Raw genomic sequence first — 7,155 nt, forward strand, 5'->3', positions numbered from 1 at the left:
TTGCCGTGAACTATCTCCTTGACATCTATCTGCTTAGGGTGTGCTTTTCCCTGCTCATCGGTGAAGGTCAAGATAATTTTCAAAACCTCTGTCTTTGGATTGAGGACATTGGCTCCCAGCCACTTCTAGAACATTGACTCCTTTACATAGATTAGAGCTCCATTTTTCAGCGGAATATCCTTGGCCTTGCTGTGAACTATCTCCTTGATATCTATCTACTTAGGGTATACCCTTTCCCTGCTCATCGGTGAAGGTCAAGATAATTTTCAAAACCTCTGTCTTTGGATTGAGGCCATTGGCTCCCAGCCACTTCTAGAACATGGACTCCTTTACATAGATTAGAGCTCCATTTTTCAGCGGGATATCCTTGGCCTTGCCGTGAACTATCTCCTTGACATCTATCTGCTTAGGGTGTGCTTTTCCCTGCTCATCGGTGAAAGTCAGGATAATTTTCGAAATATCTGCCTTTGGATTGAGGCCATTGGCTCGTCCCAGGGCTTCGGTCAACGTCAGGCCATGATGGGGATCGAATTCAATAACTCCTTGATTCTGAACCTGTCCGAGCACGGTTACCTGTTCCTTGGCATGGTCAGTCACATGGATTATCACCCAGGGCGATTTTATGAACCCTTCGCCATATTTTTTTTCTATGATATTTTCTGCTACTTCCAGAGGCAATCCGGCAATTTTGACCTTCCCTATCAATGGCATCGATATTTCTCCGCCTTCGGTTATGATGGTATGAGTTTCCAAATCAGGGTTTTCGAAAACAGATACCCATATTTCATCCAATGGCATCAACTTATCGATCTTGCGGCATTGGACCAGGGTGACCTGGTTTATCGCAATTATCATGCCGATGGTCCGGAGAAAATTTTTTAGCCGATGCATAACTACTTCCATATCAAAACTCAAAAAATATGCCAGCTCCAATGCTATGACTCCCGTAGGATTTGCCAGCCATGTTTGAGCGGTTGCGTGCAAATTGGTAAGAAATGATGTCGATGTATCTATTTCGGCCAAAATAAACCCGAAAATCCAGGCTAAGTTTTGCCAACCTGTCATGTCTTTCATAATCTTTGTAATCGTTGTACTGTATTAGGGCCGATGCTCGTAGTGCTAACATCTTGCACCACAATAGGAAAAATTTCACTGCCAGGGATGTTTTTTGAAAAACATTACCTTCCATGGTGGTGTCCATTTTCTGTTTAATTTCTGCCACAATTTTTGATGGCAATGACAATATGTATTCCATTTCGCCCTTGAATATGAACGCATTTATGGTTTCGGCACTATGACTATGAAGAAGTTGCAACCCCATGTGCCCTTCCATTTTCCATCGCCCACTGGCTTCATATTTTGCATGGATGGCTAGGCACTGGGATGAGAAGCTTTTTGGCTTCTTAATCCTTGTGTGCCAACACTTTCCCAACGGCCCAACGCTCAGCTTTTCCGAAAATGCCTTGGTCAGCTTGGTATTAAAATATATGCTTTGACTATCATGAAGATTGTCATATTTTTTTTCCAAGTGGATTTTTTCAAATTCCACCCATGTGTCCAGCTTCACTTTTTCGCTAAGTTCATGCATGGCAGAAAAATAGCTATCAAAAGTTTCCATACTGACCAGTTGACCCTTGGCCTTTGCCGTTGATTTGTTGGTATCGGCTTGCACGTAGGAAAATTTGGATTTTAGATTGGTCGACGGCAAAAATACTTCAAATTTCGATCGAGAGGTTAGGTTTAGGTCGTTTAAATCTCTCATTTTCGCGTATTTATGCGCATCCAATTTCAACGATGTGGATGCCACCAAGTTTGCATTGGCGTCTCCGCTGGCCATGGAAATCTTCGGCGTCACATAGACTTTTTTGTCTGCAACCCTATCCTTTTCATCGCAAAATAGGTTATCGGTCCAGATCACACCGGATTTGGTGTTTACCACTACTATGGGTTTTGCTTTGGCCATCGTCGTCCCGCAGTATGGCAGAATTATCCAAATCCACCTCAAAAAACCTCTACCACAGCCCACTAATCCTAATTTGAATTAATTTTTTATCAACATGGGTGGACTTTATTTTCCTTTATTCTTCGTCTCCATCGTTGCCTATGGCTTCCACTGGACAACTTTCCATTGCTTCTTCGCAGAGTTTTATATCTTCCTCGGTTTCAGGTTGTTTTATTACGTAGGAATAGCCATCCATCTCCTGCCTCCCGAAATACTCTCCGGCCATATCTCGGCATAGATCGCAGTCAATGCATTGATCATCAACGTAAAATCTTCCTTCACAATTTTCTTTATTCTTTTTATTTTTATCCGCCATAACCTGCTTCGATCCTACTATTTTTTTCTCCTAGTCAAGATCTCTATCTCTTATCCTAATTTCCTTTTATTAAATCCTCCTTTTTATTTTATTTCATTATTTTTGTTCTTCCACAAACCTCCTTCTCTTCCTATTCTTCTTTCGTTCTCAATCTCGTTTGTCATTCCAACATACCCTTAACCCAAAGTCAATACTTTTTTCACTTTTTTTACTTTTTTTATAATTATTGCCCACAGGAACCACTTTTTCTTAGTAAATCTGCCTTAATTCATGGATTTTTTTGTAAATCAGGTGGCTAATTTTTATTAAATATTTTAGATTTTTCTTTGGTTACCTTAGCTTTTCTGCTGAAAATTTTCCTAGTTGCCTTGGGGCTCAGAAATTATTACGATTTCTTCGTCGATATTTTCAAAAATTCTGCCGAGATTTTTCAATATTTCCAAAGACATTAACATGATTTTTATCCATATAAATTAGCTCAATTACAAAAATATGATAATTGTTTCGGTAATATATTAATCCCTTGGCCTCATCTATATATACCCCTAACCATGCTTTTTTTAGATATATTCTATGGATGTGGTGAAATTTTTAATGAAAATGAAAAAATATGTCATATTTCTATAAAATTACATTTGCTCTTGCCCATGGAGATCGGTAATTCATACTAATAGGGTCCATGGGTGAATCACAATATATTGGAAAAATTGAAAAAAAATATGACCTGGTGGTAATAGGTAGCGGATTGGCTGGATTGACAGCAGCAAACTATCTTGCGAAACTAGGCTACCGAGTGGCCATATTTGAACAGCATTACGAAATCGGTGGCCTTGCTGCCTATTTTTCTAGAAAAGGAGGCCACATTTTTGATGTGTCTCTCCATGGATTTCCTCATGGCATGGTTAAATCCTGCCGAAAATATTGGTCCAAAGAGATTGCCGATAGCATCGTACAATTGAAAAGGATAAGGTTTGTAAATCCTCAGTTCGACATTGAAACAACTTTTACCAGAGAGGATTTCACAAAAATCCTGGTGCATAGGTTTGGTCTGCCAGAAGAACGCGTGGAAGCATTTTTTACAGGTCTGCGAAAAATGAATTTTTATGACGATGATCTTCGCAGTACAAAGCAAATATTCGAGGAATTTTTCCCAGGTCGCAGCGATGTACATAGATTGCTGCTCGAACCCATAGCCTATGCCAATGGATCGACCTTGAATGACGAGGCCATAACCTATGGCATTGTGTTTTCTAACTTCATGAGCAATGGCGTATTTACTTTCCAGGGTGGCACCGATGCTTTGATAAAAAAAATGTCCAATGCATTGAAAGACCATGGAGTGGATATTTTTAAGCACAGCAAGGTGGAAAAAATTCTACTGGATACAGATGGTGTTCCCAAGAAAGTAATTGGCGTTAGGGTAAATGATCAAAATATAGCCTGTCGGGCCGTAATTTCCAATGCCAATGTGCTGTCGACCATAGTTAATCTGGTTGGTGAAAGTGAATTTTCTGATGATTTTTTAAAAAAAGAACGTTCGGTCAGAGTCAATAATAGTTCGTGCCAAGCCTATCTGGGTATTAAAAAAGGAGAAACCATCCCAGACATTGGTGATTTGATTTTCACTTCCGAGTGCAACGAATTGGATAGTAAGGAATTATGTCATTTTCATACTAAAAGCAGAACATTCTCAATGTACTATCCAAAAACAAGACCGCAGAATGAACCTAGCTATGCCATCGTGGCATCGATGAATGCCCATTGGGAAGATTGGGTAAGTCTATCTCCGGAAGAATATAAAAAAGAAAAGGCTAGAATCATTGAGGATTCCATAGTCTCGTTGGAAAAATTCATACCCAATGTGCGCCGAAAAATAGATTATACCGAAGCTGCAACGCCATTGACATTCCATCGGTACACGTCTCATCCCAAGGGAACTTCATTTGGAACTAAATTCGAAGGTCTCGAAATTTCTATGGATTTGCCAAAGCAAATAAATGGTCTATATCATGCTGGTTCTGTGGGTATAATAATGTCCGGTTGGCTCGGCGCCATGAATTATGGCGTCATTGTGGCTCATAAAGTTGCTGGAATTTTATGATTCAAGTCTTGTGTTTATTCATCCAAAGAATATCATTGGCAAAAGATATTTATGAAAACTACCATAGTTGATATTTTTGCCCGCGAGATAATAGATTCTCGTGGAAATCCCACCGTTGAAGTGGATGTTCATCTATCCGATGGTTCCTTTGGGAGAGCCTCTGTCCCATCAGGAGCTAGTACCGGTGAACGAGAAGCCATAGAATTGCGTGATAAAAATGCACCAAAAAATTCACTAGTTGGCATTGATACGAAAAAAAGGTTCTCTGGTCGAGGTGTATTGCTGGCAGTAAAAAATGTCAACAAGCGCATAGCTCCGGCTCTCATCGGCAGCAACGCCTTTGATCAAGTCGGCATCGACGACATCATGGTGAAATTTGATGGAACAAAAAACAAAAAAGATCTCGGTGCCAATGCCATTCTAGGCGTTTCATTGGCTGTGGCCAAAGCTGCTGCCAATGCTGCTAAATTACCTCTATATAGGTATTTAGGTGGTACCAATGCCAAGATTCTTCCGATCCCCATGATGAATGTGATGAATGGTGGAGCTCATTCCGATGCCCCCATAGACATCCAGGAATTCATGATTGTTCCTCACAATGCAAAATCCTTCGGTGAATCGGTGCGAATGGGTGCAGAAACCTTTCATGCTCTCAAAGATGTGCTTCGATCCAGAGGATTTTCGACAGCCGTTGGCGATGAAGGAGGGTTTGCCCCTAATCTGGAATCGAATGAAATGGCTCTCAAAGTAATCATTGAAGCCATAGAAACGGCTGGATATAAACCAGAAAAAGACATTTCAATAGCTCTAGATGTGGCAGCCTCAGAATTTTTTGACGAACACAAAAACCATTATATATTTAAAAAATCTGATCAATCTGTCCATGATGTCGGTTCTATGATAAGCTTTTATAAAAGTTTAATAAAAAAATATCCAATAATATCCATCGAAGATGGCCTGGACGAAAATGATTGGTCTGGATGGAAAAAGTTAACCGAAAATCTGACGGATAAAATACAGCTTGTTGGCGATGATCTATTTGTTACCAATTCAGAATATCTTGCCAAGGGAATAAAAGAAGGCATCGCCAATGCCATATTGATAAAAGTTAATCAGATCGGCTCACTCAGTGAAACCCTTGACTGCATAGAATTGGCAAAAGGCGCTGGTTATAAATCCATTGTATCTCATAGATCTGGCGAAACCGAAGATTGTACCATCGCTGACATAGCTGTGGCTACCAATGTTGGCCAGATCAAAACCGGATCGATGAGTCGCACCGATAGGATTTGCAAATATAACCAGCTCATGCGAATAGAAGAAGAACTTGGGTCCCACGCCTTATTTGCTGGGAGATTATAACATTTTTACGGTTTGGCCAACCCAGGAATCGGTGAATTAAAGATGGCCGAGCACATACTGATCGATGGTTACAATGTGATCCACTCTCTGGTGGATTCAAAAAAAACATTGGCCTTTGGCGTAAATGCTTCGGCCCAAATTTTTATCCAGGAAGCTTCAAAATTGCTAAGCATAGTTGATAGAGTCACATTGGTTTTTGATGGCAATGATGTCAAATCGACGGTGGATTATCCTTATCGAGGTAGGCGATTTTGTGTGATATATTCTGATCTAAATACCACAGCGGACACATTGATTGAACAAATGGTGAGAAAATCCAAAGCTAGAATAGATTGCACCGTGGTGACCAATGATCATGGCCTTAGCAATACCGTAAGAGCTTTGGGAGGAATAATCATGTCTGCCAAAGAATTTTCCAGTATGATTTCAAAAGATGAGTACAGCTATGGGAAAAGAACCATCGCTGGGGATAATGGTGAACCTTTCGGCACCAAGCTATTTAAATGAATAAAATCACAAATACATTTGAAAAATAGATTGAATATTGCACAATACTAGTTACCTAATCTAGGCATAGCGAGTAGATGCGTTGCGTTTCGGCGTAAAAGGTTTCCGGGTTGGCACAGAATGTTACAGCCAAGAAAGTTGCTACTACAAGCGGGTCGGAAATGTGTCATGCCATGGGATACTTTCCGATAGTGATTTCGTGGCATAACAATATATATAGAAAAGTAATAAGATCATGAGGATTTATGTAGGAAATCTTTCGCCGGAGTCCACCGAGGATGGCGTGAAGGTTGTGTTCGAGGCTCACGGCGAAGTAGAGAGTGTGAGGTTCATAATTGATCGAGACACAAATCAGCCCAAGGGGTTTGGTTTCGTTGAGATGCCGAAGCAGAACGAGGCGATGACAGCCATAGCTGCCTTGAATGGCACCGAATTAGATGGCAACGAATTGGTGGTCAGTGAGGCGAGACCTAAGCCCAATCCAGGTTTTAGATCCGGAGGTGGTGGCGGAGGGTTCCGAGGCGGCTACCGAGGAGGTGGAGGCTTTGGCGGTGGTTCCCGCGGAGGTTTTGGCGACCGGGAACGCCGAGGCGGAGGTTTTCGCAGTAACCGAGGCGGAGATCGCTGAAAATAGAAATTATTCCAAATTTCACCGGCAGCGTTTCAAAAATTCTGCCGGTTTTTCAGATTTAATGATATATGGCATTTTTAGAGGATCCAATGGAATGCTTGAAATAAATATTTTAATCCTTTTTACCGATGAAATTTTTCTGCTGAGCGGAGAAAGCAGTGGGGTGATGTAGGATTTTTGGGATGATGTTTGTAAATTTGGCCTATGGTTTCCCGGTGGATTTCTGGCAAAATTTC

At 40.9% G+C, this 7,155-nt stretch carries 8 protein-coding genes; 4 read left to right on the forward strand and 4 right to left on the reverse strand.

Annotated features, from left to right (window positions below):
- Positions 1–312: 312 nt before the first annotated feature.
- The 3 genes from LBH49_03650 to LBH49_03660 all read right to left on the reverse strand — a co-directional run bounded on the left by LBH49_03650 (position 313) and on the right by LBH49_03660 (position 2,318).
- A complete protein-coding gene (locus LBH49_03650; protein ID MDR0351709.1) occupies positions 313–903 on the reverse strand; it encodes a polysaccharide biosynthesis/export family protein in 591 nt (196 codons plus the stop codon).
- A gap of 1 nt (position 904) precedes the next feature.
- Positions 905–1,963 carry a hypothetical protein gene (locus LBH49_03655; protein MDR0351710.1) on the reverse strand — a complete coding sequence of 353 codons (1,059 nt, stop codon included), beginning with the start codon at positions 1,961–1,963 and terminating at the stop codon, positions 905–907.
- 115 nt (positions 1,964–2,078) lie between these two features.
- Positions 2,079–2,318, reverse strand: coding sequence for a ferredoxin (locus tag LBH49_03660; protein MDR0351711.1), 240 nt, complete (start codon positions 2,316–2,318; stop codon positions 2,079–2,081).
- A 679-nt stretch (positions 2,319–2,997) separates the two neighbouring features.
- Here LBH49_03660 and LBH49_03665 point away from each other — a divergent pair.
- The 4 genes from LBH49_03665 (at position 2,998) to LBH49_03680 (ending at position 6,916) form a co-directional block, all read left to right on the forward strand.
- A complete protein-coding gene (locus LBH49_03665) occupies positions 2,998–4,419 on the forward strand; it encodes an NAD(P)/FAD-dependent oxidoreductase (protein ID MDR0351712.1) in 1,422 nt (473 codons plus the stop codon).
- 51 nt (positions 4,420–4,470) lie between these two features.
- Positions 4,471–5,781 (forward strand): phosphopyruvate hydratase, encoded by a 1,311-nt coding sequence (gene eno, locus LBH49_03670; GenBank protein MDR0351713.1) that lies wholly within the window; start codon positions 4,471–4,473, stop codon positions 5,779–5,781.
- Between the two features lie 42 nt (positions 5,782–5,823).
- Entirely contained in the window at positions 5,824–6,288 is a 465-nt protein-coding gene (locus LBH49_03675; GenBank protein MDR0351714.1) for an NYN domain-containing protein, read from the forward strand.
- 235 nt (positions 6,289–6,523) lie between these two features.
- On the forward strand, positions 6,524–6,916 hold the full coding sequence (locus tag LBH49_03680; protein ID MDR0351715.1) for an RNA-binding protein: 393 nt from the start codon (positions 6,524–6,526) through the stop codon (positions 6,914–6,916).
- Positions 6,917–6,937: 21 nt separating this feature from the next.
- Here the strand turns inward: LBH49_03680 and LBH49_03685 are convergent.
- Positions 6,938–7,155: hypothetical protein (locus LBH49_03685; protein MDR0351716.1), on the reverse strand; the 218-nt coding region annotated here is incomplete at its 5' end.

The sequence above is a fragment of the Puniceicoccales bacterium genome, from assembly GCA_031255005.1.
Taxonomy (GTDB): Bacteria; Verrucomicrobiota; Verrucomicrobiia; order Opitutales; family LL51; genus JAIRTH01.

What these genes read in the sequence shown, in the direction of transcription:
- LBH49_03650 (MDR0351709.1), bottom strand. Translation starts at nt 903, where the DNA reads ATGGAAGTAGTTATGCATCGGCTAAAAAATTTTCTCCGGACCATCGGC.
- LBH49_03655 (MDR0351710.1), bottom strand. Translation starts at nt 1,963, where the DNA reads ATGGCCAAAGCAAAACCCATAGTAGTGGTAAACACCAAATCCGGTGTG.
- LBH49_03660 (MDR0351711.1), bottom strand. Translation starts at nt 2,318, where the DNA reads ATGGCGGATAAAAATAAAAAGAATAAAGAAAATTGTGAAGGAAGATTT.
- LBH49_03665 (MDR0351712.1), top strand. Translation starts at nt 2,998, where the DNA reads ATGGGTGAATCACAATATATTGGAAAAATTGAAAAAAAATATGACCTG.
- eno (MDR0351713.1), top strand. Translation starts at nt 4,471, where the DNA reads ATGAAAACTACCATAGTTGATATTTTTGCCCGCGAGATAATAGATTCT.
- LBH49_03675 (MDR0351714.1), top strand. Translation starts at nt 5,824, where the DNA reads ATGGCCGAGCACATACTGATCGATGGTTACAATGTGATCCACTCTCTG.
- LBH49_03680 (MDR0351715.1), top strand. Translation starts at nt 6,524, where the DNA reads ATGAGGATTTATGTAGGAAATCTTTCGCCGGAGTCCACCGAGGATGGC.